Origin of the sequence: Pseudomonas sp. v388, from assembly GCF_003935425.1 — a bacterium.
Lineage (GTDB): Bacteria > Pseudomonadota > Gammaproteobacteria > Pseudomonadales > Pseudomonadaceae > Aquipseudomonas.
Genome location: NZ_RHQN01000002.1, coordinates 618,684 through 642,471, shown reverse-complemented (window position 1 = coordinate 642,471; position 23,788 = coordinate 618,684). Strand labels below are relative to the sequence as shown.

Here is a 23,788-nt window from a genome sequence, read left to right as displayed (position 1 = left end):
GCTTGCCCACAGACTTATCCACAGGCAACGCCCAATGTTTTACTGTACGAACAACCAGGTCCTGACTGGTTGACAAATGCGCCTGACAGCGACCCAAAACCGACTGTACGAAAAATGATCACACCGCTATAGCCCACGTATCTAAAGGCTTACAGCCAAGTACACCCAAGTTATTAACAGCCGGTTCCACAGTAATCCTGAACAAGTCGAAAACGTGACAAAACAAGCGTTTGCAGCGGTTTTATGTCGCAACCCAAGGCTGCGTCAAAAATGTTTTCCACAATCGGCAAAAGGAAGCCTTGAGGCTGTAAAACCTCAAGGCTTCGCTGATGTTGCTCGTTTTGTATACGAAATCAGTGCCCGCCGAGATAAGCGTTCCTGACCTCTTCATTGACCAGCAATTCCTTGCCGGTACCGGACATGCGGATCTGGCCGTTGACCATGACATAAGCACGGTCGGACAGCTTGAGTGCGTGGTTGGCGTTCTGCTCGACCAGGAAGATGGTCATGCCGGTGGACGCCAGTTCGCGCAGGGTGGAGAAGATCTGCTTGACGATGATCGGCGCCAGCCCGAGGCTCGGCTCGTCGAGCAGCAGCAACCTGGGCCGGCTCATCAAGGCGCGAGCGATGGCCAGCATCTGCTGTTCACCGCCGGACATGGTCATGGCGCGTTGGTTGCGGCGCTCCTTGAGCCGTGGGAACAGATCGAACATGCGCTGCATGTCTTCGGCCGAATGCTTGTCGCCAATCGGGATAGTGCCCATCATCAGGTTTTCCTCGACCGACATGTCGGGGAACACCCGACGCCCTTCCGGCGACTGCGCAATGCCGTTGGACGCGATGTAATGCGACGACTTGTGAGTAATGTCCGTGCCCTGATAGATGATCTGCCCGCTCGCAACCCGTGGCTGGCCGAAGATCGACATCAGCAGTGTGGATTTGCCGGCACCATTGGAACCGATCAGGCTGACCGTTTCGCCCTCATCTATATGCAGCGAAACTTTCTTGAGAGCCTGGATCGGCCCGTAAAACACATCGATCTCGTTCACTTCGAGGATCGGCTTGCTCATACCAATTCCTCTTCATCAGCGCCCAGATATGCCGCGATCACTTTCGGATCGTTGCGAATCTGTTCCGGCCCACCGGCGGCAATCACATTACCGTGGTCAAGCACCACAATATCGTCGGAGATACCCATGACCATGCCCATATCGTGCTCGATCAGCACGATGGTCATGTCGTGTTCATCACGCAGCAAACGGATCATGCCGCTCAAGGCTTCGGTTTCCTGCGGGTTGAGGCCCGCGGCCGGCTCGTCCAGGCAGATCACCTGCGGCCGAGTGCACATGGCCCTTGCGATCTCCAGCCGCCGTTGCTGGCCATAGGACAATTCGCCGGCCAGGCGATTGGCGCAGTCCACCAGATCCACCACTTCCAGCCAGTAGAACGCCGTACTGAGCGCATCTTCCTCGGCCTTGCGATAGCCTCTGGTATTGAGAATGCCGGCGATCAGACTGCGGTTGACCCACATGTGCTGGGCAACCAGCAGGTTCTCGATGACCGACATTTCCCTGAACAGGCGAATGTTCTGGAAGGTGCGGGCAAGACCGGCGCGGTTGACCAGGTGCGTGCCGCCGAACATTTTGTAGTAGACGCGACTGACAAAGCTCTTGGGCGACACGAAATCACTGGCCTTGAACGGTTCGCCGAGCAACTGGATGACGTTGGTGTCCTTGCCGCGGGTGTGCAGCTCGATGCGCCCGCCGGTGGCCTTGTAAAAGCCGGTGAGGCAGTTGAACACCGTGGTCTTGCCAGCGCCGTTGGGGCCGATCAGGGCGAAGATCGAATTGCGGCGCACCTTCAGGCTCACATCGCTGAGCGCCTTGATACCGCCGAAATGCATCATCAAGTGTTCGACGGAAAGTACGATTTCATTGCTCATCGCGCCGCTCCTTCAGTAACCAAGGCACCTTTACGCGGCTTGACGCCGGTGCGGCTGATGCGGATCAGGCCACGCGGGCGCCAGATCATCATCAGCACCATCAGAATCCCGAACAGCAGTACCCGGTATTCGGAGAAACTGCGCAGCAGTTCAGGCGCGACGGTCAGCACGAATGCGGCGATGACCACGCCGACCGTCGAACCCATGCCGCCCAGTACCACGATGGCGAGAATCAACGCCGACTCGAAGAAAGTAAACGACGTCGGGTTGACGAAACCTTGGTAACTGGCGAAGAACACGCCCGCCAGACCTGCCGTCGAGGCACCAATGGTGAACGCCGACAGCTTGACCAGCACATGGTTGAGGCCCATCGAACGGCAGGCGATCTCGTCCTCGCGCAACGCCTCCCAGGCACGACCGATCGGCATGCGGGTCAAGCGATGTTTGATGAACAGTACCGCCAGCACCACGATGAACAGCACCGCGTAGATGAACAGGAATTTCAGGTCAGGGTTGTAATCGAAGCCGAAGTATTCATGGATCGGTACCCCGCCTTCCCGCGCACGCCGGCCGAACTCCAGGCCGAAGAACGTCGGCGACGGCACCGGGACGCCGTTCGGGCCGCCGGTGAAGGACAGCCAGTTGTTGAGCACCAGACGAATGATCTCGCCGAAGCCCAAGGTCACGATGGCCAGATAGTCGCCGTGCATGCGCAGCACCGGGAAGCCGAGAATGCATCCCGCCAGCGCCGCAGCGATTGCCGCCAGCGGCAACGCCGACCAGAAGCCCAGGCCCAGATATTGATAACCCAGCGCCAGACCGTAGGCCCCAATCGCGTAGAAGGCTACGTAGCCCAGGTCAAGCAACCCGGCCAGACCCACCACGATGTTCAAGCCAAGGCCCAGCAGCACATAGATCAGGCCGAGGATGACCACGGTCAGCACGTACTTGTTGGCGAATATCGGGAAGACGATGGCGATCACGATCAGCAGCGGAATGATCCAGTACAGGCTCGACTTGTGATCGGGCTTGAGCACATGCACACCCGAGTCGCGACCTTCCAGGCTCTGGGCCATGCGCAGGCCCCGAGGCGTCTGCAGGAACAGGCTCATGAGGAAGCGGCCGAGCATGACCACCGCCACCAGCCAGGCAACGCGCGTCGGCTCCAGGTTGAAGCTGTAGCCGTCCAGCACGATGCCGACGATGGGACCGAACACGATCAGCGCCAGCAGGCCGGCAACGACCGCGTCGATCAGGCTTTTCTTGATATCAACAGGTTTAGTATCAGCAGCAGACATACTCACACCTTCGCCACGAGTGGGCGACCCAGCAGGCCTTGGGGACGGAAGATCAGGATCAGCACCAGCAGGCCGAAACTGAACACGTCTTTGTAGTCGGAGTTGACCAGACCGGAGAATTGCGACTCCGCCACGCCCAGGATCAGGCCGCCGAGCATCGCGCCCGGCAACGAGCCGATGCCGCCCAGCACCGCAGCGGTGAACGCCTTGATGCCGATCACAAAACCGGCATAGAAGTCGAACGTGCCGTAGTTCATGGTGATCAGCACGCCGGCCAGTGCCGCCATGGCCGCGCCGATGATGAACACATAGGAAATCACCCGGTCGGTGTTGATGCCGAGGATCGATGCCATCTTGCGATCCTGCTGGGTGGCACGGCACATGCGGCCCAGCTTGGTGCACTGGATGATGTAGGTCAGCAGGCCCATGCCGACGAAAGCGGCGATGAGGATGAAGATCTTGGTGTAGGTGATCTGCACGAAACCGGAGCCGACCTCGAAACGCCAGGCCCCTTCCAGCAAGGTGGGAACCCCTTGCTGGCGCGCGCCCTGGCTGATCTGCGCATAGTTTTGCAGGATCAGGGAAATGCCGATGGCACTGATCAGTGGCGCCAGCCTTGTGGAGTTGCGCAGCGGCTTGTAGGCCACCCGCTCGATCACGAAGCCGTAGACCCCGGTCACCACGATGGTGAAGATCAAAGTACCGAGAATCAGGAACGGAAACGATTCCAGACCGAAGAAAGAGAGGACTGCCAGGCCGATTGCAGCCAGATAGGCAGAGATCATGTAAACGTCGCCGTGGGCGAAGTTGATCATGCCGATGATGCCGTAGACCATCGTGTAACCGATGGCGATGAGTCCGTACACCGACCCGAGGGTCAGGCCGTTGACCATTTGCTGCAGGAAAATACCGTCCATCACGCACGCTCACACACTTGAAGGCAGCTCAGGATTACGCCCGCCATTCCCCAGGGAATGACGAGCGCAGCAACAGCGCAACGCAGGCCCGCTCTGTGGCGAGCCCATCGTCATGCCGCCCGGCGTGATCTGGCGGGTGCCTCGAACAGCCGGGCGGCGTGGTCCGACTTACTTCTGCGTTTCGAGCTGCTTGTATTTACCGGTGGCATCCCACTGATAGACCACGTAGTCCGAGACTTTCAAGTCACCCTTGGCATCCCAGGCCTTCTCGCCCATGACGGTCTTGACCGGGTTGGCCTTGAGCCACACGGCAGCATCTTCGCCCTTGTTGGACTTGGCGCCGTTGAAGCCGGCAGCCAGGGCCTGGAGCGAAGCGTAGGCGTAGAGGGTATAGCCTTCAGGCTCGTAACCGGACTTGCGGAACTGGTCCACCACCGCCTTGCTGTCCGGCAGTGCGCGCGGGTCGGCACCAAAGGTCATGTAGACGCCGTCGACGTACTGCGCGCCGCCTGCGGTGGTCACCAGTTCGTCGGTCACGATGCCGTCGTCGGACATGAACTTCACGTCCTTGAGGCCCTGCTCACGCATCTGGCGTACCAGCGGACCGGCTTCGGGGTGCAGGCCGCCGAAATAGACGACATCGGCACCGACCGAGCGGATCTTGGTCACCAGGGCGCTGAAGTCTTTCTCGCCTCGGGTCAGACCTTCATACAGAACCGGCGCGACGCCACGCTTCTTGAGCTGGATCTGGGTGGCATCGGCCAGGCCTTGGCCGTAGGTGTCCTTGTCGTGGATGACCGCGACTTTCTTGGCCTTGAGAACGTCGACGATGTAGTCGCCAGCGACGATACCTTGCTGGTCGTCACGGCCACACATGCGGAACATCTCTTTCATGCCGCGCTCGGTGACCTGCGGGTTGGTCGAGCCGGGTGTAATGGCGATCACGCCCGCATCGCTGTAGATTTCGGAGGCCGGGATGGTCGACGAGGAGCAGAAGTGGCCGACAACGCCGATGACCTTGTTCTGGTCGATCAAACGGTTGGCCACGGCCACCGCTTGCTTGGGCTCGCAGGCGTCATCGCCAGCGACCAGTACGATTTTTTCCCCATTCACACCGCCCGCCGCATTGATGGCGTCGGCAGCTGCCTGCGCGCCCTTCATGTATTGCTCACCAAACGACGCATTGGCGCCGGTCATCGGGCCTGCCACACCGATATGCACGTCCGCCTGCGCAAACGAAGACACGCCCAATGCAGTTGCCACTGCGATTGCCAGAAAACCTTTCCTGTAAAACGTATGCGACATGAGTGGTGCTCCTGAGGATTTTTTTTAATTAGCACTGCAACTACAGGATTTGCTGAGAGCAAGGGCCGTGCCATCACTTTTTAAAAGCGCCATGCATCGGTCTGCGTGGTGCATTTCGCGCCGCTGCAGCTTGCGACAGAAAGGGCGTGCAACCGTCTATCTCGCGCAAGGTGCAACTGTGGGACCCTGCTTGTGCAACCCATCGCAGCAGAACTTGCAACCCGTGCGGGCAACAACGGCGAATTTCCCTGTAACGCGATACGTCACCGAACTGCACACCGTCGGTGCGCGCCCGATACGAGACGCACCATTTGAGGTTAGTGGAAGCGGCGAAAAATACCGCAACGATCAACGCACGTGGCCAGGCGGCGATCCTGCGTTCGCAGGGTGCGCACGATTGCCGCTCGCGCACGCCAGCGGTTGCGTCAATCAGGGGCAACGGCCTGGCGGTGGAGATGAATATCGCGGCTGGAAGCGTCTGCCTCGCGGCAAAGAAGTGTCGCTGGCCGACAATGGCTGGCATCATATCGCGCACAAACAATGCGTCTGATCGCGGCCGGAGGCTCGCCTGCGAACATCATGGCATTTGATCCTTAATGCGGCCGGGTCTGGCAACGGGCCTGCCTGGAGCGTCCGATGAGCGAGAGCGCCTTCTCCAATCGCATCGTGCAGAACCTGCTCGATACCGATTTCTACAAGCTGACCATGATGCAGGCCGTGCTGCACAACTACCCCAACGTAGACGTCGAGTGGGAATTCCGCTGCCGCAACGGCGAAGACCTTCGGCCCTATCTGGGTGAGATCCAGCGGCAGATCGAGTTGCTGTGCGAGCTGTCGCTCAGCCCCGAACACCTGGTGTTTCTGGAGCGCATCAGCTTTCTGAAACCCGACTTCCTGCGCTTTCTCGGCCTGTTCCGCTTCAACACCCGCTACGTGAAGACCAGCATCGAGAATGACGAGCTGTGCATCCGCCTGCACGGCCCCTGGCTGCATGTGATTCTGTTCGAGGTGCCTTTGCTGGCGATCGTCAGCGAAGTGCGCAACCGGCATCGCTATCCCGAAATCCTGCTGAGCCAGGCCCGGGAGCGCCTGTACGACAAGTTCGAATGGCTTACCACCAACGCGACCCCTGACGAACTGGCGGAACTCAAGGTGGCGGACTTCGGTACTCGGCGACGGTTTTCCTACCGTGTTCAGGAAGAGATCGTCAGCGTGCTCAAGCGCGATTTCCCCGGCCAGTTCGTCGGCACCAGCAACGTGCATCTGGCCCGTGAGCTGGATATCAAACCCTTGGGGACCATGGCCCATGAATGGATCATGGCTCACCAGCAGCTCGGCCCGCGCCTGATCGACAGCCAGATTGCTGCGCTCGATTGCTGGGTTCGCGAATATCGCGGGCTGCTGGGGATCGCCCTGACCGACTGCATCACCACCGATGCCTTCCTGCGCGACTTCGATCTGTACTTCGCCAAACTGTTCGACGGCCTGCGCCACGACTCGGGCGACCCGGTGCTGTGGGCCGAAAAATGCATCACCCATTACCAGCGCCTGGGTATCGACCCCATGAGCAAGACCCTGGTGTTCTCCGATGGGCTGACGCTGCCCAAAGCACTGGGAATTTTTCGCGCGCTGCGTGGACGTATCAATGTGAGCTTTGGTATTGGCACCAACCTGACGGCAGACATTCCGGGTATTGCGCCGATGAACATGGTCCTGAAAATGACTGCGTGCGCGGGGCAGGCCGTCGCCAAGATTTCCGATGAGCCGGGCAAGACCCAGTGCAAGGACCCCAACTTCGTCGCCTACCTGCGGCATGTGTTCAAGGTCCCTGCCGAGTCTGCGCCTGAATAACCGCTTGAATGTATCCCACTGACAAGGAGTGAATCATGCACGCCGCACAGCTAGAGATCGCTGAACAGCTCAAGGTCCAGCCACCCTTTGCCGACCGCACCGCCTTGCAGGCCGAGGTCGCTCGCCGTGTCGATTTCATCAAGGATTGCCTGCGCAATGCGCGCCTCAAGACGCTGGTGCTGGGCATCAGCGGCGGCGTCGACTCCCTTACTGCCGGATTGCTGGCCCAGCGCGCCGTCAGTGAACTGCGCGAGACGACGGGCGATGACGGCTATCGCTTCATCGCGGTACGCCTGCCGTATGTGGTGCAGAAAGATGAGCACGAAGCCCAGGCCTGCCTGGACTTCATCAAGCCGGACGAGCTGCACACGGTAAACATCGGCGGCAGCGTCAAGTCCATGGCTTCGGAGATCAAGAGCTTCGAGAAACTGGACGCCAGCACCGTGGACTTCGTGCTGGGCAATACCAAGGCGCGGATGCGCATGGTAGCGCAGTACACCATCGCCGGCGCTTGCCAGGGCCTGGTGATCGGTACCGACCATGCGGCGGAAGCGGTGATGGGCTTTTTCACCAAGTTTGGCGATGGCGCGTGCGACCTCGCTCCGCTCAGCGGCCTGGTGAAAAATCAGGTACGTGCCATCGCCCGGGATTTCGGCGCGCCCGATGCATTGGTGGAAAAGGTGCCTACAGCGGATCTTGAAGACCTGACACCGGGCAAACCCGACGAAGCCGCCCATGGCGTGACCTACGCGGAAATCGATGCCTTCCTGCATGGCCAGCCGGTTGGCGAAGACGTGGCGAAGATCATCATCGACACCTACCGCAAAACCCAGCACAAGCGCGAACAGCCCTACGCGCCGTGACCCAGATACTGTGCCGGACGTAAAAACCTGCAGGAGCGAGCTTGCTCGCGAAGCGTATTCACCGCCGCCACATCGGCTGTGGATGTACCGGCCTCTTCGCGAGCGAGCTCGCTCCTACAGTTTTGGGAATCCGTGGGAGCGGACTCGTCCGCGAAGGCTTATCTACAGCCGATACATCTGCTTCAAGCCAGCTTGCTCCTACGGCAGGTGGACACCGTTACTTCAGGGTGACGTCACCCTTCATCATGCTGATGTGGCCCGGGAAGGTGCAGAAGAACGCGTACTTTTCCGCAGGGTCGAGCTTCGAGACGTCGAAGGTCACCGAATCCTTTTCTCCGGCGCCAATCATTTTGGTGTGAGCGATCACCCGAGCGTCGCCTTCCTTGAGATAACTCTTGTCGATACCGGCGCCCATGCCTTCGCTGGCTACGGCGTTCATGTCGGCGGCCTTGCTCATGACCCAGTTATGACCCATGACATTCTTCGGCAGGTTGCCGGAATGGGTCAGGTTGACCGTGAACGCCTTGCAGCTTTTGTCGATCACGATGGCTTTGGTGTCGAACGACATCTGGTCGGTGGAATCGACGGTGGTGGAGCACTCGGCGGCGAGCAATTGACCACTGGCCAGCGTCAACAGGGAAACCGCTACAAGCTTGCGAATCATATGAATCTCCAAGGCAGGGTATTTCAAGAATGGGAAGAGACTGCCTGATCCGGCATCGGGTGCCAATGACCTGCGTCAAAGCGCCTCGGAACGAGCCGGCGGATCAAGGTGCGGCAACGGCGTGCAGATCCGCTATCGATACGATCAAGACAATCAAACAGCCACTACGCGCCGGCCCGTCTACCCTCGGTGCATTGTCACTCAAGGAGCGCCATCATGCAGTTCAACAGCCTGTTTCGCAGTTTGCTTGCCGCCTATGCCTGCGGAGCGAGTGCCACCAGCCCGCACGATGCCTATGACCGGGTCCGGCACATGGCCTGACCCCGAATAGACGATTCACCGGCGTGGTTAATTAATGCAGGAAGTGTCACGCTTCGATGGGCATGACCGTGACACGTACTTCAGGGTCATGATGACCACCGCCCAGGATCACCCCGCGCAACGGCGAAACGTCGGAAAAGTCCCGCCCCCACGCCAGACTGATGTGCTCCAGCGCCGGCTGTACATTGTTGGTCGGATCGAAATCCACCCAGCCCGACGCCGGGCAGAACACTGAAATCCAGGCATGGGATGCGTCGGCGCCGATCAGTCGCGGCTGGCCGGGCGGTGGCTGGGTCAGCAGATAACCGCTGACATACCGCGCCGCCAGGCCACGGGAGCGCAGACAGGCGAGCATCAGGTGAGCGAAGTCCTGGCAGACCCCGCGGCGCCGCTCCAGCACCTCCACCAGCGGGGTCGCGACCTGGGTCGCTTCGGCGTCGAAGGTGAACTCGTCGAAGATCTTTTCCATCAGCGCCTGCACGCAGAGCAACAGTGGCCTGCCGGGCGCGAAGCAATCGGCGGAGAACTCGGTAAAGGACTGCTTGAGATGCACGTAAGGCGATTCGAAGCGGTAGCGGCAGGCTTCGAGCATGTCGGGAGTCATGGGCCGGGCACTGTAGCTCAGCGCGTTGCGGGTGATCTCCCATTCCGGCGACAGGTCGAAATCCAGAAAGGGCCGTTCCAGCACTTCGATTCTCAGCCGCGCGTTGACCTGCAACTCGTCGTGAGGGCGTTCGAAAGCCAGGCGGGTCAGCGGGTTGCCGAACACATCCAGTTCGTCACGCCGGCTGGTAGGCGTGGGAAACACTTCCAGGTGCTGTTCGATGCAGCGCTGCCGCGGGTTACTGCGCGGCCACAAATGCGCCAGTTGCTTGGCCAGCGACACCGGGCTGTCGTACTTGTAGTGGGTGTCGTGAAGGATCTGGTACAGGGCGCTCATCAGACGGACACCGTGCGCTGGCTGACATCATCGACATGGGCGAAATGGCGCAACGCCAGGCGATCGGACACCTGACCGCAGCCATCGCCGACTGCGTTCAGCAGGTCGGCCAGACCGTCGAGCACGGCGCGAACGCTACCCTCGCCGAACAATGGATTCTCCAGGCTGGCCAGATCGAAGCCGGCCAGGCGCTGACTCAGCACTGCAAGGCTGTTGTCACGCGGCGCGCCGAAATCCTCATTCAGGCGGCGTAATGAACGCTGCACCAGCTTGAGCTGGAACAGCACGGCATGGGGGTTCTGTTCGTCGAGCAGCAGCAAGTCCAGCACCGGAATCAGATGCGGCACGGCCATGTAACGCGAGCGATAGGTGATGCTGCTGTTGCCCAGTTCCAGCAACCACTCCAGGCCGGCCTGATCGGATACGGCCGCGCTGCGCAAAAAGCCCGCCAGGCTGGCGCTGAGAAACTTCAGGCGCTCGATCCGTCGGCCGATCATCAGAAAGCTCCAGCCTTCGTCGCGGGTCATGTCGTCCAGGGCAAAGCCCGACAACGCCGCCAACGACATCACCAGCCGGTTGAGAAAGTCCAGCAACTCGCCAAAATCCGGCTCGTCCGTGTCCAGGCTCAAGGCTTCGCGCTGCAGTTCCACCAACGCCTGCCAGTTTTCCCGGGAAAGCTTGCCGCGCACCTGCGAGGCGGCCCACTGCAGGCGCTGCAGGTTGGCCCGCAGGCTGAACGGCCACTCCTGGCCGAGCAGCGCGACCAGCAGACGATCAGGCAGACTCTGCCCCTCCTCCACTTCGGGCAGCAGCCCCAGGGAATCACCCAGCTCGACCGCCGCCTGCAACGCAGCCGGGTCGTCGCCGTCTACATAGCGGGTGAGCACGATACGCAGCAGTCGGGCGCTGTCGTCACAACGCTCGCAATAACGGCCGAACCAATACAGATTTTCCACAACCCGCGAGGGCAAATACGGATCGCGACGGATCAGGTCATACACGCCCAGCGGCCGCTGGCCTTTCCACGGCTCGCCCAGGTGTGAACGCTCGCCGAGCACCCACGTGTCCTTGCTGGCTCCGCCGCGCTGCATGGAAACCACATCGGCATCGGCCTCAGCCGCCACGCGAGTCAGGCCACCGGGCAACACACGATAGCCATCCTGGCTGGCGACGGCGTAAACCCGCATGCCGATCGCCCGCGGCTGCAAACCGGTGCCGTCAGGTTGCAGCACCGGCGCCTGGGACAACTGCGCCAGCTCTTGTGCCACATAGGCATAAGGCCGGGCCTGAATGCGCAGCGCCAGTTCCTGACGCTGTGCCTCGCTGAGGTCACGACCGAACACCGGCGCGAAACGCTGGGATGGAAATGCCGGCTTGATCAACAGCTCAGGCAGCTTCTCCAGTGCCTGAGCCATGACCGGCGGCTCGCCGCACCACCAGGTCGCCACCGACGGCAGGATCAGCTTCTCACCGAACAGGTGTTCATTGATGCGCGGCAGGAAACCCAGCAGGCCGGGTGACTCCAGCACGCCGCTGCCCAGCGCGTTGGCCACCAGCACGTTGCCGCGCCGGACGGCTTCCAGCAGGCCGGGCACGCCCAGCGCCGAATCGGTGCGCAGTTCCAGCGGGTCGCAGAAATCGTCGTCCAGCCGTCGCATGATCGCGTGGACCCGGCGCAGGCCACTCAGGGTTTTGAGATAGACCGTTGCGTCGCGCACGGTCAGATCGCCGCCTTCCACCAGTGGATAACCCAGCTGGCGGGCGAGATACAGGTGTTCGAAGTAGCTTTCGTTGAAACGGCCCGGCGTCAGCACCACCACCAACGGCGCTTCGCTGCTGGTGGGCGCCTGACGTGCCAGGGTTTGCTGCAAGGTGCCGAAGAAACCGGTCAGGTGGCGGACCTGCAGATCACGGTAGGTATCGGGCAACGCCCGCGCCACGCTCTGTCGATTCTCCAGGGCATAACCGGCGCCCGACGGCGCCTGGGTGCGGTCGGCGGTAACCCACCAGCGCCCGTCGGGTGTGCGCGCCAGGTCCACGGCATACATGTGCAGGAAGGTGCCTTCCGGCGGAGTGACGCCCTGGCACGGCCAGAGAAAATTGTTGTGGCCGAACACCAGTTCCGCCGGCAACAGGCCGTCGGCGATCAACGTCTGCGGCCCGTAGAGATCGGCCAGCACGGCATTGAGCAATCGCGCACGCTGAGCGATGCCCGCAGCGACGTCTTGCCACTCATCGGCCGGAATCACGTGGGGCAGCAGATCCAGCTCCCAGGGCCGGTCCGCGCCCTTGGGGTCGGCATAGACGTTGTAGGTGACGCCGTTTTCCTGAATCTGCCGGGTCAGCAGCGCCTGACGCTGGACCAGTTGAGCCGCCGAGCTGCGCTGCATGTTTTCATACAGGCGCTGCCAATGCGGCCGAATGGCGCCGCCGGCATCGAGCATCTCGTGATAAGTACCCTCGGAATGCGGGTAGCGGTCAAGCAGGTCGGGCATGGAAGGCTCGGCAGGAAACGTAAGGACTCAGCTTAGCGCAGCCGGATGACACGCTTGTAGCGCACATCCGGCTGCGCGGCCGGCGTTTTAATGCAAACGCATATCCAGCGTCATCGGCAGCTCGCCGTTAATGTTGAGCGGCGGCACGTCCAGTTTGCCGGGGGTATGTCCGATGCGGAAGAAACGCGCCAGGCGTCGGCTCTCCGCTTCATTGGCATTGACCGGCAAGGTCTCGTAATTGCGACCGCCAGGATGGGCGACATGATACTCGCAGCCGCCCAGCGAGCGCTGCATCCAGGTGTCTACCAGATCGAACACCAGCGGCGCATGCACGCCGATGGTCGGTTGCAGGCAATTGGCGGGCTGCCAGGCGCGATAACGCACACCGGCCACGAATTCGCCGACACGCCCGGTCGGCTGCAAGGGCACCGCAATGCCATTACAGGTCAATTGGTAGCGCTGCGGCGGCAGCCCGCTGACCAGCACTTGCAGACGCTCCAGTGACGAGTCGACGTAACGCACCGCGCCGCCGCCCGAGCCTTCTTCGCCGAGTACATGCCACGGTTCCAGCGCCTGGCGCAGTTCCAGTTCGATGCCGTTGACCGCGTAATCGCCGACCTTGGGGAAACGGAACTCCAGGTGCGCGGCGAACCATTCAGCCTTGAGCGAATAGCCGGCCTCGTTGAGTTCCGAAACCACGTCGGCAAAGTCCTGGGCGATAAAGTGCGGCAGCATGAAACGGTCGTGCAGCTGCGTACCCCAGCGAACGAGCCTGGCCGGCGCATACGGCTCGCGCCAGAAACGCGCGACCAGCGCCCGCAGCAACAATTGCTGGGCCAGACTCATGCGGGCATGGGGCGGCATTTCAAACGCCCGCAGCTCCAGCAGCCCCAACCGCCCGGTGGCGCCGTCCGGCGAATACAGCTTGTCGATGCAAAACTCGGCACGGTGGGTGTTGCCGGTCACATCGATCAACAGGTTGCGCAGCAACCGGTCGACCAGCCACGGCGCCACCTCTTCGCCCGGCCTGGGCATTTGCGCGAAAGCAATTTCCAGCTCATAGAGCGAGTCGTTACGCGCTTCGTCGATGCGTGGCGCTTGTGAAGTCGGGCCGATGAACAATCCCGAAAACAGGTAAGACAAGGACGGATGGTTGTGCCAGTAACTGAGCAGACTGCGCAGCAAATCCGGACGCCGCAGAAACGGCGAGTCCGCCGGTGTCGCGCCGCCGAGCACGAAATGGTTGCCGCCACCGGTGCCGGTATGGCGTCCATCGATCATGAATTTCTCGGTGGTCAGCCGGGTCAGGCGCGCCTGTTCGTAGAGAAACTCGGTGCGCTCTACCAACTCGTCCCAAGTGGAGGACGGCTGGACATTGACCTCGATTACACCGGGATCGGGGGTGATGCGGAAGTTCGCCAGACGCGGGTCGCTCGGCGGCTCGTAGCCTTCCAGCAGCACCGGACACGCCAGTTCCGCGGCAGTCGCTTCGATGGCCGCGACCAGCTCCAGGTAATCTTCCAGCGCCTGCAGCGGCGGCATGAAAAGGTACAGGCGACCATCGCGGGCTTCGGCACACAGCGCGGTGCGGGTCAGCCAGTCGGCGGACTCGTCCAGCTCCGGTGCTCGGTCGTCACTGACTTCGCTGGATGACGAGCGCGCGCGCAATTGCTGGCTGTCGGGCAATTTGGCGAAGTCCTGATTGGGATCGGCAGGGTGGATGAACGGATATTCGGCGGCCTTGACCCACGGCTGCGAAGCCAGCGGCAAGCGATAGCCCAGCGCAGAGTCGCCCGGCACCAGCCGACAGTGTTCGTCGCGCAGATACCAGCGCCCACTCTGCCAGCGATCCCCTTCTGCCGTGCGCGCCAACGGCAGAACCTGGCCGATGACCTTGTCCAGCCCTTGGGCGAACACCTTGCGCAGGCGCGTGCGTTCCAGCTCGTCGGCGAGTCGCGAATCCTCGGCGGTGACGTTGACCGGCAATGCACCCTCGCGCCACAGGTAGTAGAAGTTGTCTTCATAGGCCGGAAACACGAAGCGGGTCGGCACGTTCAGGCGCTCGGCCACACTGCTCAGAAAACGTCCGGCCAATTCGCCGGTAGCTCCGTAGTCACGGGTTTCGTCGGCGATCAGCGCATTGTCATGCCAGACCGGTTGGCCGTCCTTGCGCCAGAAGCAGTTGAGCGACCAGCGCGGCAACTGCTCGCCCGGATACCACTTGCCCTGCCCGAAATGCACCAGGCCCAACGGCGCATAGTGCTTGCGCATACGCTGGAACAGCTCGGCCGACAGCCCGCGCTTGGTCGGGCCGAGCGCGGCGGTGTTCCATTCGCCGCCTTCGCGGTCATCGATGGACACAAACGTCGGCTCGCCACCCATGGTCAGGCGCACATCGTTGTCGCTCAGATCGACGTCGATCTGCCGACCCAGCGCCTGAATCGCATGCCACTGTTCCTCGGTGTACGGCTGGGTCACGCGCGGTGCCTCCCAGATCCGCTCGACCGACATTTCATGGCTGAATTCGGTTTCGCAAGGCTCGACCAGCCCGCTGATCGGCGCCGCTGAAGATGGCTCGGGGCTGCAGGCCAGCGGGATGTGGCCTTCTCCGGCAAACAGGCCCGAAGTCGCATCGAGGCCGACCCAGCCGGCGCCCGGCAGATAAACTTCGCACCAGGCATGCAGGTCGGTGAAATCGACGTCAGTGCCGGACGGGCCGTCCAGCGCCTCGACATCTGCCTTGAGCTGGATCAGATAACCGGATACGAAACGTGCCGCCAGCCCAAGGTGGCGCATCAGCTGCACCAGCAGCCAGGCCGAGTCCCGGCATGAACCGGACGCGTTCTGGAGTGTGTGTTCCGGGGTTTGCACACCCGGTTCCATTCGGATCAGGTAGGCGATGTCCTGACTCAACCGTTGGTTCAGGCCGACCAGAAAGTCGATGGCCGGAATCGGTTCGCGACTGATGCTGTCCAGATAGGTTTTGAACGCAGGCGTCAGCGGCAGCTTTTCCAGATACGGTGCCAGTTCGCGCTGTTCTTCGGCGGCATAGCTGAACGGTATGTTTTCAGCGTAAGGCTCGAGGAAAAAGTCGAAAGGGTTGAACACCGCCATTTCGGCGACCAGATCGACCTCGACTCGCAGTTCTCGGGTCTTCTCCGGAAACACCAGGCGCGCCAGGTAATTGCCTTGCGGGTCCTGCTGCCAGTTGATGAAGTGATTTTCAGGCAGCACTTTCAGCGAGTACGACAACACGCGGGTGCGGCTATGGGCAGCCGGGCGCAGGCGGACGATCTGGGGGCCCAGTTCCACCGCGCGTTCGTAGCGATAATGCGTAACGTGGTGCAAGGCAATATGAATCGACACGGCGTGCCTCCTGCGAGCCTGAACGGTGAGTGAGCCGCGCAAGACTTATGCCACACGGGCAAAGCCTGCGGCGCCGGCATGAACACTGCCCGCACAACCGGGCGCAGCACCAGAATCGCGCCAGTGCCCGCTGACGGTGGACCGTCCGCACGATAACGAGGCACTGAGTGTGGCAGAGGTTGGGTTACAGGATGAGGATTATCTGCCCTAGGGATTTGTGCCGATGATGCAGGAGCGAGCTTGCTCGCGAAGACGCCGGTACACCCGCAGCAAATACGTGATCTGAAATGCAGCTTTCGCGGACAAGCGGAGCGCGCCCGGTCCGCTCCTACAAAATCTGCGCTGACCCCGTAGGAGCGAGCTTGCTCGCGAAGAAGCCGGTGCACCCGCAGCAAATGCGCGATCTGGAATCCAGCTTTCGCGGACAAGCGGAGCGCCGCCCGGTCCGCTCCTACAAACTTTGCGCTGAACCCGTAGGAGCGAGCTTGCTCGCGAAGAGGGCGGTACATCCGCAAAAGATGCGTGATCTGAAATCCAGCTTTCGCGGACAAGCGGAGCGCCGCCCGATTGCACCAAAAGCTAAAGGTCTAAACCTGTTTCAATAGCTGTAGTTGATAACCACTGAATCCATCCCGGCTGGTGCGCCGGAATTTCGGCCACCTTTCACTGAATGCCGAATTGTAACCCTGGCATGCATATCAAATTTGAAATTGTTAAATTTATCGGTAGTTCCCGAGGCGTTAGGAGAAATATCCTCACAGAGCACATGATCAATACGACCCGGCTCCGTGTAGCAGATCTCGACTTCTTCATTCAGATTGTCGGGATAATGGGTCGTGCGCCACTCAACACTTGTAAGCGTCTTCTTTGCCACCAGCAGACCGGGAGCTGAGAAGTCCCTGCTAAGCACAGAAAACTGCGCCATAGCGCTACCGTCTTTAGCGACAATGATTCGACCAGGCTTTAGGGATTTAGTCAGTGACTTTTCTACGGCAAAGCCGCTGACAGATACGAGTACAAGCGCAATAGCTATTATTATTTTCACAGAATTATCCTTGAGTTGTGAATATCACGACAAGGAGCATATCCGTTTTCTTTTGGCAGTTGCGCATAGATAGATACCTACAAACCCAGCCTTAAAGGCGACCTGAATTACTGAGAGAAACGCTCCCACAGTAGACGCAACCAACTTCTTGCGGGAGCTACGCTTTCGCCCCCACTCCACTCACGTAGCAGATCGAAACCGGCCTTCACTTTCACAAACTCTACGGGTAGCTGTCCGTCTACACCGCCCTCTAATTGAATGCCAAGCGCCCGTCCCTTTGCCGTAAGACGCGACACGCCATTTTCACTGATGATATCTGGCTCAAACTTTGGCAACCTGATTTCAGTTGAAGCCGTCAGTACATAGTTCTCGCTCAAATCTATCGGTGTGTACACTGAGAATCGAGAATCGAGAGGGGCTGCGGTATTGGCCTCAGCAGAAAAGTGAGTCACAAGATGTTCAAGCAAAGAAAAATCCCCACAACGCCCCATAGCACCGTTACCCGGATCTAAAATATATCGCAAAAAACCTTGGTCGAATCGCGTACTGTTAATCGCAGCCCCGCTACGTAAACTTGATGCGATAGCAGCATCTCTTTCATTGAAATCCACAGTGAGCTGCCAGCCCTGGCTGTTATAACTGCCACCACTATTAAAATTACCCATGCCACGCCCATCATCATGTTGGCGATAGTCCCCTATATCGTCAGCAATAAGATCAACATAGGTAAGATCTACACCTTGGTCCTGGGCATACGAGTAAACATCCGAAAGCAATTCAAGATCCTGTCGAGTCAGGAACTCATAACTGGAGCGCGCCATATTATCGTGCCTCATCCCAAGCGCACCACTAATGAGCACAGGCTCCCGTCCGCCGTACAATTGATTGAGCATCAATTGGCGGCCACGGTCGTTATTACTTTCTTTGGCCTGAGCAGCGCATCCCGTTTCGCTAAGCTGGCGAGCCGTATTTGAAATGGTGCAATGGATATCGGGCTGGCTCTCGTCGAGGCTGTTGCCGTCCTTCGACGTCACGTCTGGGGCTTTGACAGCCGGACTTGCGCTGACTGCCGGGGCTGCCACTGGGATAGTTCTGTTATTGACGATCATCTCGGCTTCTCCCTGAAGTGCTGGCGAGCCAGCACGTGCGTTGAAGAACCCGAGGATAGGAATTCACCCCTTCACTGGATGTAGGAATCACTCCGGCGGTGCGTATGAATATTCTCTTTTTGCGTCCGACGTCCCACAAACCGGTTGCACGTCACAAAAATCGCCCTACATCTGAACGCAAAAACCTGACCGCCAAAACGCAAAACGCCAACCCGAGGGTTGGCGTTTTGCATTCAGGCAAACGAGATCAGCGTGGCACTACCGGCTGACGCGCAGGCTTCTTGCCACCTTTGCCGCCTTTCCCACCCTTGGCCGCATCCATGCGCTCCTTGGCAGCCTGCTTGTTGCGCGCCATGGCTGCGGCCTTGGCTTCCTCGCGCTTGTCCCACGGCTTGCTGCCGTCGCTGGCGCGTGGTGGCAGGCCGGTGTGCTGGGTCTGGATCAGCGTGGTCTTGCCAACCTTGTGGCTGCCGGCCGGCGTCGAGTTCTTGCGACGGGCGCTCTGGTAGCTGTCGGTCGATGGCTGGAACGCCGGAATCAGCTGATTCTTGCCCGAACCGATCAGGTCGGCACGGCCCATGCGCTCCAGCGCTTCGCGCAGCATCGGCCAGCCCTTGGGGTCGTGATAGCGCAGGAACGCCTTGTGCAGACGACGCTGCTCCTCGCTCTTGACGATAGTGACCGCGTCGCTCTTGTAGGTGACCTTGCGCAGCGGGTTCTTGCCCGAGTGGTACATGGCAGTCGCCGACGCCATTGGCGAGGGGTAGAACGCCTGGACCTGATCGGCACGGAACCCGTTGCCCTTGAGCCACAACGCGAGGTTCATCATGTCTTCATCGGTGGTGCCTGGGTGGGCAGCGATGAAGTAAGGAATCAGGTACTGCTCTTTGCCCGCTTCCTTCGAATACTTCTCGAACATTCGCTTGAACCGGTCGTAGCTGCCGATGCCCGGTTTCATCATCTGGTTGAGCGGCCCTTCCTCGGTATGCTCCGGGGCGATTTTCAGATAGCCGCCAACGTGGTGAGTCACCAGTTCCTTGACGTATTCCGGAGACTCCACCGCCAGGTCATAACGCAGACCGGAAGCGATCAGGATTTTCTTCACGCCCGGCAAAGCGCGGGCACTGCGATACAACTGGATCAGCGCCGAATGGTCGGTGTTCAGGTTCGGGCAGATGCCGGGGAACACGCAGGACGGTTTGCGGCAAGCGGATTCGATTTCCGGGCTCTTGCAGGCGATCCGGTACATGTTCGCGGTCGGGCCGCCAAGGTCGGAAATGACGCCGGTAAAGCCGGGCACCTTGTCGCGGATCTCTTCGATCTCGCGAATGATCGAGTCTTCGGAACGGTTCTGGATGATCCGGCCTTCGTGCTCGGTGATCGAGCAGAAGGTGCAGCCGCCGAAACAGCCCCGCATGATGTTTACCGAGAAACGGATCATGTCGTAGGCCGGGATTTTCTCCTTGCCATACGCTGGATGCGGAACCCGTGCGTACGGCATGCCGAACACGTAGTCCATTTCTTCGGTGGTCATCGGAATGGGCGGCGGGTTGAACCACACGTCCACCTCACCATGCTTCTGCACCAGCGCACGGGCGTTGCCCGGATTGGTTTCCAGGTGCAAGACGCGGTTGGCGTGGGCATACAGAACGGCGTCGTTACGCACTTTCTCCACCGACGGCAGACGGATGACCGTCTTGTCGCGGGTCATGCGCGGGCTGGCCAGAATCTGTACGACCTTGGCTTCGTTCGGATCTTCGACCGGACCTTTTTCCTGCTCGATGGCGCAGGCCTGGGTGTCCTGGGTGTTGACGTACGGGTTGATGATCTTGTCGATCTTGCCCGGACGGTCGATGCGCGTGGAGTCCACCTCGTACCAGCCTTGCGGCGTGTCACGACGAATGAACGCAGTGCCGCGCACGTCGGTGATGTCTTCGATCTTGTGGCCGTAGGACAGGCGCTGCGCCACTTCGACAATCGCCCGCTCGGCGTTGCCGTACAGCAGGATGTCGGCGCAGGCGTCGATCAGGATCGAATTGCGAACCTTGTCCTGCCAGTAGTCGTAATGCGCGATGCGACGCAGCGAAGCCTCGATGCCGCCGAGGACGATCGGCACATGCTTGTAGGCTTCTTTGCAGCGCTGGCTGTAGACCAGGCTGGCGCGATCCGGCCGCTTGCCCGCCATGCCGCCGGGTGTATAGGCGTCATCGGAGCGTATTTTCTTGTCGGCGGTGTAGCGGTTGATCATGGAGTCCATGTTGCCGGCCGCGACACCGAAGAACAGATTCGGCTCGCCCAGCTTCATGAAGTCGTCCTTGGACTGCCAGTTTGGTTGGGCAATGATGCCCACGCGGAAGCCCTGGGCTTCCAGCAGCCGGCCGATGATCGCCATGCCGAAGGACGGGTGATCGACGTACGCGTCGCCGGTCACGATGATGACGTCGCAGGAATCCCAGCCAAGCAGATCCATCTCTTCCCGGCTCATCGGCAGGAAAGGCGCTGGCCCGAAACATTCGGCCCAGTACTTGGGATAGTCAAATAACGGCTTGGCTGCTTGCATGTCAGGACCTACGTTTGCACGTTGGAAAAATCGCGGGCGCGGAATATAGCACAAAAAATGATCAAGTCCGACGGTAACGGTCGGATTTTGATGTGCTGCGCCGCAACTCGTGGGAGCCAGCTTGCTGGCGAAGAGGTCAGTGGCAGCACGGCAATGTCACCCACTGTCCGGGCCGACGCTTCGCCAGCAAGCCGGCCCCCACATGGATTGCGGGGATTTCAAATTATTCGTCGTCGAAGTTGTAGCTGCCCGGCGCAAGGTTTTCGAAGCGGGTGTACTTGCCGATGAACGCCAGCCGCGTGGTGCCGATCGGGCCGTTACGCTGCTTGCCGATGATGATCTCGGCAATGCCCTTGTGCTCGGTCTCGGGGTGATACACCTCGTCCCGGTACACGAACATGATGACGTCGGCGTCCTGCTCGATCGCTCCGGATTCCCGGAGGTCAGAGTTGATCGGGCGCTTGTTGGGGCGTTGTTCCAGGGAGCGGTTGAGCTGCGACAGCGCGATTACCGGGCAGTTGAATTCTTTCGCGAGGGCTTTCAACGAGCGGGAAATCTCGGAAATCTCGTTGGTACGGTTGTCGCCGGAAGAACCCGGAATCTGCATCAGCTGCAGGTAGTCGATCATGATCATGGCGATATCACCATGCTCGCGAGCGACACGACGGGTGCGGGCGCGCATTTCCGATGGGCTGATGCCGGCGGTGTCGTCAATGAACAGCTTGCGGTCGTTGAGCAGGTTGACCGCCGAAGTCAGGCGCGGCCAATCGTCATCGTCCAGCTGACCGGCACGCACCTTGGTCTGGTCGATGCGACCCAGGGACGACAGCATACGCATGATCAGCGATTCACCTGGCATCTCCAGCGAGTAGACCAGCACGACCTTGTCGCTGCGCAATACGGCGTTCTCCACCAGGTTCATGGCGAAGGTGGTCTTACCCATGGAAGGACGACCGGCGACGATGATCAAGTCGGCGGGTTGCAGGCCGCTGGTCTTCTCGTCCAGGTCGGCGTAACCGGTGGACAGGCCGGTGATCGCGTTATCACTGTTGAACAGTGTATCGATGCGGTCGATGGCCTTGGTCAGCAGGTCGTTGACGCCCACCGGGCCACCGCTCTTGGGACGCGCTTCGGCGATCTGGAAGATCTGCCGCTCGGCTTCGTCGAGAATCTCCTCGGCGGTCCGACCTTCGGGGTTGAACGCGCTGTCGGCGATCTCGGTACTGATACCGATCAACTGCCGCAAGGTCGCTCGCGCACGGACGATCTGCGCGTAGGCCTTGATGTTGGCAACCGATGGCGTGTTCTTTGCCAGCTCGCTGAGATAACCCAGACCGCCGACCTGGGAAGTCTGACCTTCCTTGTCAAGCTGCTCGGCAAGGGTTACCACGTCGATAGGGCTGTTCTGATCGGCCAGCCGGGCGATGGCGCGGAAGATCAGGCGGTGGTCATGTCGATAGAAATCGCCGTCGGAGACTTGATCGAGCACACGTTCCCAGGCGTTGTTGTCCAGCATCAGACCGCCGAGCACGGCCTGCTCAGCCTCGATGGAATGAGGCGGCACCTTGAGGGCGGCGGTTTGCAGATCGTATTGCTCGGGGGCGGTGATTTCGTTCATGGCCACTTGAATTCGAAGTTTGCAAAATGGGGATGACACAAAAACAAAGGGCACGACCTGTGAACAGGATCGTGCCCGATGTTAATCCTCCAGCGGCCGGGCCGCCAGACGATTACGTATTGCTTAAGCAGCCACTACGACAACGCGTACGGTCGCTTCTACGTCGCTGTGCAGGTGCACGGCTACGTCGAATTCGCCAACGTTGCGGATAGTGCCGTTCGGCAGACGAACTTCGCTTTTTGCAACTTCAACGCCGGAGGCGGTCAGTGCATCAGCGATGTCGTGGGTGCCGATCGAACCGAACAGCTTGCCTTCGTCACCGGCAGTGGCAGTGATGGTCACTTCCAGCTCAGCCAGTTGAGCAGCGCGAGTTTCGGCGGATGCTTTCTTGTCTGCAGCCAGCTTTTCCAGCTCGGCACGACGCTCTTCGAACGCAGCCACGTTGGCAGCGGTCGCAGCGGTAGCCTTGCCGTATGGCAGCAGGTAGTTACGACCGTAACCGGCCTTAACATTTACTTTGTCGCCCAGGTTGCCCAGGTTCGCGACTTTTTCCAGAAGGATCAGTTGCATGTGAAAATCCTCTTAACTTTTAACCTTCACCGTTCGCAGGGCCGTTACCGGAATCTTTCGATATCCGGCGACCGCGAAAATCAATCAGGCTGTCGACAATGGCTATCACCACGAGCAACGGATAGATCAGCTGCATGAATACCAGCAGCGTGATGTACATCCCCACCAACCAGAACCGGGCCAGTCGCTTTTCAGCCACCAACCCATGTATCAAGGCCAGCCCGGCGAATACCAGCGGTACGCTGCACAGCGGTGTCAACATCGCCACTTGCGGACCAAAATTCGGCCCGACGAGCATGCACACCAGCAGCACCAACGCGGGTACCAGCGGGAGCTTCACGGCGCGAAATTCACGCCCGAAACCACCAGGGTTATACAGCAACGCCTGCCAGTAGCGCCCAAGCATCAGGCAAAGCACACTGACGATTTGCAGCACAGCCGCTATCAGGCCATTGAGGACCGGAGTGATCAGTGCTCCCAGACGCGCTCGCTCTTCTACGTTCAACTGCTCGTAGAGCCCCTGAAGCATTGTCGGCAAGTGCTTTTGCAGCTCTTGCGACATGGCTTCGATGGGTTCGCGGAAAACCGTGCCCAGAACCACTGCATACACCAGACCTACCGCTACGCTGACCAGCAGCACACGGACCCAAGACTCGCTGGCACGCAGAACCATTGCCAAACCCAGTGACCCGGCCAGCACCATGGCTGTACGAGGTTCACCGAAATACCACCAGACCAAGGCCGGCAGCAGAGCCCAGGACAGGACACCAACGGCATCACTGAACCCGCGTCGCAGGAGCACAAGGCAACCTGCGGCAGCACTCAACCAGAACAACAGCGGCAATGCCGCACACCCGGCCACTACGAGAGTGGCCTGCATGCGGCCGCGCATGATGAATTCAGCCAGGGCGCGCATGCGTTCTA

The 23,788-nt window shown here is 60.2% G+C and carries 18 protein-coding genes; 3 read left to right on the top strand and 15 right to left on the bottom strand.

The genetic code is table 11. The annotated features are described in order from the left end of the window. Positions 1-353: 353 nt before the first annotated feature. The 5 genes from EGJ27_RS07005 to EGJ27_RS06985 form a co-directional block, all read right to left on the bottom strand. Entirely contained in the window at positions 354-1,070 is a 717-nt protein-coding gene (locus EGJ27_RS07005) for an ABC transporter ATP-binding protein (protein WP_125829999.1), read from the bottom strand. Further along, positions 1,067-1,942, bottom strand: coding sequence for an ABC transporter ATP-binding protein (locus tag EGJ27_RS07000; protein ID WP_125829998.1), 876 nt, complete (start codon positions 1,940-1,942; stop codon positions 1,067-1,069). The genes EGJ27_RS07005 and EGJ27_RS07000 overlap by 4 nt, the downstream gene beginning before the upstream one ends. Then, positions 1,939-3,240 (bottom strand): high-affinity branched-chain amino acid ABC transporter permease LivM, encoded by a 1,302-nt coding sequence (livM, locus tag EGJ27_RS06995; protein ID WP_177522962.1) that lies wholly within the window; start codon positions 3,238-3,240, stop codon positions 1,939-1,941. The genes EGJ27_RS07000 and livM overlap by 4 nt, the downstream gene beginning before the upstream one ends. A 2-nt stretch (positions 3,241-3,242) precedes the next feature. Continuing rightward, positions 3,243-4,157, bottom strand: a complete 915-nt coding sequence (locus EGJ27_RS06990) for a branched-chain amino acid ABC transporter permease LivH (RefSeq protein ID WP_125829996.1) — start codon at positions 4,155-4,157, stop codon at positions 3,243-3,245. Positions 4,158-4,325: 168 nt separating this feature from the next. Beyond that, complete coding sequence (locus EGJ27_RS06985; protein WP_125829995.1) at positions 4,326-5,462, bottom strand: ABC transporter substrate-binding protein; 1,137 nt, start codon at positions 5,460-5,462, stop codon at positions 4,326-4,328. A gap of 636 nt (positions 5,463-6,098) precedes the next feature. Between EGJ27_RS06985 and pncB the strand changes: the two genes are divergently transcribed. Beyond that, positions 6,099-7,313: a nicotinate phosphoribosyltransferase gene (pncB, locus tag EGJ27_RS06980; protein ID WP_125829994.1), complete on the top strand. Its 1,215-nt coding sequence runs from the start codon at positions 6,099-6,101 to the stop codon at positions 7,311-7,313. A 35-nt stretch (positions 7,314-7,348) separates the two neighbouring features. After that, positions 7,349-8,176, top strand: a complete 828-nt coding sequence (nadE, locus tag EGJ27_RS06975) for an ammonia-dependent NAD(+) synthetase (RefSeq protein ID WP_125829993.1) — start codon at positions 7,349-7,351, stop codon at positions 8,174-8,176. 217 nt (positions 8,177-8,393) lie between these two features. On the opposite strand, the gene azu is transcribed toward nadE, so the two are convergent. The 4 genes from azu to EGJ27_RS06955 all read right to left on the bottom strand — a co-directional run bounded on the left by azu (position 8,394) and on the right by EGJ27_RS06955 (position 15,962). Beyond that, on the bottom strand, positions 8,394-8,840 hold the full coding sequence (gene azu / locus EGJ27_RS06970; protein WP_125829992.1) for an azurin: 447 nt from the start codon (positions 8,838-8,840) through the stop codon (positions 8,394-8,396). A 367-nt stretch (positions 8,841-9,207) separates the two neighbouring features. Further along, entirely contained in the window at positions 9,208-10,101 is an 894-nt protein-coding gene (locus tag EGJ27_RS06965; RefSeq protein WP_125829991.1) for a transglutaminase family protein, read from the bottom strand. After that, complete coding sequence (locus EGJ27_RS06960) at positions 10,101-12,596, bottom strand: circularly permuted type 2 ATP-grasp protein (RefSeq protein ID WP_125829990.1); 2,496 nt, start codon at positions 12,594-12,596, stop codon at positions 10,101-10,103. Before EGJ27_RS06960 ends, EGJ27_RS06965 begins: the two co-directional genes overlap by 1 nt. Before the next feature lie 87 nt (positions 12,597-12,683). Beyond that, positions 12,684-15,962 carry a DUF2126 domain-containing protein gene (locus EGJ27_RS06955; RefSeq protein ID WP_125829989.1) on the bottom strand — a complete coding sequence of 1,093 codons (3,279 nt, stop codon included), beginning with the start codon at positions 15,960-15,962 and terminating at the stop codon, positions 12,684-12,686. Between the two features lie 362 nt (positions 15,963-16,324). Between EGJ27_RS06955 and EGJ27_RS24885 the strand changes: the two genes are divergently transcribed. After that, entirely contained in the window at positions 16,325-16,567 is a 243-nt protein-coding gene (locus EGJ27_RS24885; RefSeq protein ID WP_177522961.1) for a hypothetical protein, read from the top strand. On the opposite strand, the gene EGJ27_RS06945 is transcribed toward EGJ27_RS24885, so the two are convergent. The 6 genes from EGJ27_RS06945 to EGJ27_RS06920 form a co-directional block, all read right to left on the bottom strand. Beyond that, complete coding sequence (locus EGJ27_RS06945; RefSeq protein ID WP_125829988.1) at positions 16,561-17,007, bottom strand: hypothetical protein; 447 nt, start codon at positions 17,005-17,007, stop codon at positions 16,561-16,563. The genes EGJ27_RS24885 and EGJ27_RS06945 overlap by 7 nt on opposite strands. Positions 17,008-17,114: 107 nt before the next feature. After that, positions 17,115-18,116, bottom strand: a complete 1,002-nt coding sequence (locus EGJ27_RS06940; RefSeq protein ID WP_125829987.1) for a hypothetical protein — start codon at positions 18,114-18,116, stop codon at positions 17,115-17,117. Between the two features lie 247 nt (positions 18,117-18,363). Then, the gene (locus tag EGJ27_RS06935; protein WP_125829986.1) at positions 18,364-20,676 is read right to left on the bottom strand and encodes a YgiQ family radical SAM protein; all 2,313 of its coding nucleotides are present in this window, start codon (positions 20,674-20,676) and stop codon (positions 18,364-18,366) included. Positions 20,677-20,899: 223 nt separating this feature from the next. Further along, positions 20,900-22,294, bottom strand: a complete 1,395-nt coding sequence (dnaB, locus tag EGJ27_RS06930) for a replicative DNA helicase (protein ID WP_125829985.1) — start codon at positions 22,292-22,294, stop codon at positions 20,900-20,902. A 123-nt stretch (positions 22,295-22,417) separates the two neighbouring features. Beyond that, positions 22,418-22,864 (bottom strand): 50S ribosomal protein L9, encoded by a 447-nt coding sequence (rplI, locus tag EGJ27_RS06925; RefSeq protein WP_003317208.1) that lies wholly within the window; start codon positions 22,862-22,864, stop codon positions 22,418-22,420. Positions 22,865-22,883: 19 nt separating this feature from the next. Further along, positions 22,884-23,780: a hypothetical protein gene (locus EGJ27_RS06920; RefSeq protein ID WP_125829984.1), complete on the bottom strand. Its 897-nt coding sequence runs from the start codon at positions 23,778-23,780 to the stop codon at positions 22,884-22,886. Positions 23,781-23,788: the final 8 nt, after the last annotated feature.